Raw genomic sequence first — 3,190 nt, 5'->3', positions numbered from 1 at the left:
TGGGATCGTGGCTGAAGCTCTGCCCCGTCTTGCGTTGCAAGCGATAGCGCGAGGCCAGACAAACTTATCAGTCCCACGAGGCTCTTTTGATTTCCCATATTTCTCGGGCAAAAGAATACGATAAAACCATAGGTTTTTGTCGGGAACCGATAGGTGACCGCAGCTTGACTGCGCGCCCTCGCAGGCTCAAGCGCAAGCTTGGAATAGCCGTGAGAGAGATAGAATCAATACAAAAAAAGCCCTGCAGGATAGAGACTATCTATCTTGCAGGGCTTTTCTGACGATAGACTTATCATTTCACCTCGGCTCAATGGTCTATCTTTTTCTTTCATCCTTGTCTTTAACAGGCCTGGCAGTGACCTACTCTCCCACGCCTTAAGACGGAGTACCATCGGCGCTGAGGAGCTTAACGGCCGAGTTCGGGATGGGATCGGGTTTGGTCTCCTCGCAATAACCACCAGGCCGGTTAAAGACAAAGATAAATTGAGAAGCTGGATTTTGTTTCGCGACGCTGTCGCGAGATATAATGAACATTGATAAATGAGAGGGATCAAGCCAATCGAGCGATTAGTACTGGTAAGCTTCGTACATTGCTGCACTTCCACACCCAGCCTATCAACGTGGTCGTCTTCCACGGCTCTGATAGGGAGAACTCGTCTCAAGGGGGGCTTCCCGCTTAGATGCTTTCAGCGGTTATCCCTTCCGCACATAGCTACCCTGCAATGCGGCTGGCGCCACAACAGGTCCACCAGAGGTGCGTCCATCCCGGTCCTCTCGTACTAGGGACAGCTCCTTTCAATTCTCCTGCGCCCACGGCAGATAGGGACCGAACTGTCTCACGACGTTCTGAACCCAGCTCACGTACCGCTTTAATTGGCGAACAGCCAAACCCTTGGGACCTGCTCCAGCCCCAGGATGCGATGAGCCGACATCGAGGTGCCAAACAATGCCGTCGATATGGACTCTTGGGCATCATCAGCCTGTTATCCCCGGAGTACCTTTTATCCGTTGAGCGATGGCCCTTCCACACGGGACCACCGGATCACTATGACCGACTTTCGTCTCTGCTCGACTTGTCAGTCTCGCAGTCAGGCTGGCTTATGCCATTGCACTCAACGACCGATTTCCGACCGGTCTGAGCCAACCATCGCGCGCCTCCGTTACTCTTTGGGAGGCGACCGCCCCAGTCAAACTACCCACCACGCGCTGTCCCGGATCCGGATAACGGACCGCGGTTAGACAGCCATGACAACAAGGGTGGTATTTCAAGGATGGCTCCATCCGAGCTGGCGCCCGAACTTCAAAGCCTACCACCTATCCTACACATGCCAACACAACTGTCAGCGCGAAGCTATAGTAAAGGTTCACGGGGTCTTTCCGTCTGACCGCAGGAACCCCGCATCTTCACGGGGAATTCAATTTCACTGAGTCGATGCTGGAGACAGCGGGGAAGTCGTTACGCCATTCGTGCAGGTCGGAACTTACCCGACAAGGAATTTCGCTACCTTAGGACCGTTATAGTTACGGCCGCCGTTTACCGGGGCTTCAATTCGCTGCTCTCACAACTCCTCTTAACCTTCCGGCACCGGGCAGGCGTCAGACCCTATACGTCGCCTTGCGGCTTCGCAGAGCCCTGTGTTTTTGATAAACAGTCGCAACCCCCTGGTCTGTGCCACCCATACAAGGTTGCCCTCATATAGGTCTCCCTTCTCGCGAACTTACGGGAGCAATTTGCCGAGTTCCTTCAGCATCGTTCTCTCAAGCGCCTTGGTATACTCTACCTGTCCACCTGTGTCGGTTTAGGGTACGGTCTGATGTGGGTGCTATTTCCTGGAACTCCTACGCTGCATCATCAATCCAATAAGACAATACAACTACCGGAATTCGTCACATCCCACTGGTTGAGGAATATTAACCTCATTCCCATCGACTACGCATTTCTGCCTCGCCTTAGGGGCCGACTAACCCTGCGCTGATTAGCATTGCACAGGAACCCTTGGACTTTCGGCGAGAGTGTCTCTCACACTCTTTATCGTTACTCATGTCAGCATTCGCACTTCTGATACCTCCAGGACCCCTCACAGGTATCCCTTCATCAGCCTACAGAACGCTCCGCTACCGCGCACTTACGTGCACCCGCAGCTTCGGTGCATGGCTTTAGCCCCGGTACATTTTCGGCGCAAAGACCCTTGTTTAGACCAGTGAGCTGTTACGCTTTCTTTAAATGATGGCTGCTTCTAAGCCAACATCCTGGTTGTTTTGGGATCCTCACATCCTTTCCCACTTAGCCATGACTTAGGGACCTTAACTGGCGGTCAGGGTTGTTGCCCTCTCCACTACGGACGTTAGCACCCGCAGTGTGTCTGCTGAATAGTACTCTCAGGTATTCGGAGTTTGATTAGGTTTGGTAAGACGGTGAGTCCCCCTAGCCCATTCAGTGCTCTACCCCCTGAGGTATTCATTCAACGCTCTACCTAAATAGATTTCGCGGAGAACCAGCTATCTCCAGGTTTGATTGGCCTTTCACCCCTAGCAACAAGTCATCCCCGCCTTTTTCAACAGGCGTGGGTTCGGTCCTCCAGTGCGTGTTACCGCACCTTCAACCTGCTCATAGCTAGATCACCTGGTTTCGGGTCTAATCCATCGAACTAACGCCCTATTAAGACTCGGTTTCCCTACGCATACACATAACTGCTTAAGCTCGCTCGATAAATTAAGTCGCTGACCCATTATACAAAAGGTACGCCGTCACCCTCGCGGGCTCCGACTGCTTGTAGGCGCTCGGTTTCAGGATCTCTTTCACCCCCCTCGTCGGGGTGCTTTTCACCTTTCCCTCACGGTACTGGTTCACTATCGGTCGACAAGGAGTACTTAGGCTTGGAGGGTGGTCCCCCCACGTTCAGACAGGATTTCACGTGTCCCGCCCTACTCAAGTCTCAATATCTTCAACACCCCTACAGGACTGTCACCTTCTATGGTTAGCCTTTCCAGACTATTCAGATTAGAAAATATTAAGCACTGGCCTGGTCCGCGTTCGCTCGCCACTACTAACGGAGTCTCTGTTGATGTCCTTTCCTCCGGGTACTTAGATGTTTCAGTTCCCCGGGTTCGCCTCCTGACCCTATATATTCAGATCAGGATACCCAAAATGGGTGGGTTTCCCCATTCAGAAATCCACGGATCAAAGCCT

Annotated in this window: 2 rRNA genes (1 of these 2 only partly in view); both read right to left on the bottom strand. The window is 52.6% G+C overall.

The features are described from left to right. Positions 1-347: 347 nt before the first annotated feature. Positions 348-462: ribosomal RNA gene (gene rrf / locus CRO57_RS24230) — 5S ribosomal RNA — on the bottom strand. Positions 463-546: 84 nt separating this feature from the next. Next, positions 547-3,190: ribosomal RNA gene (locus CRO57_RS24225) — 23S ribosomal RNA — on the bottom strand; it runs 94 nt beyond the window's last position.

The sequence above is a fragment of the Cohaesibacter gelatinilyticus genome (assembly GCF_900215605.1).
In the GTDB taxonomy this organism is placed as follows: Bacteria; Pseudomonadota; Alphaproteobacteria; order Rhizobiales; family Cohaesibacteraceae; genus Cohaesibacter; species Cohaesibacter gelatinilyticus.
Note: the sequence above shows the minus strand (reverse complement) of the source record. Positions and strands in the feature narration are given on the sequence as shown.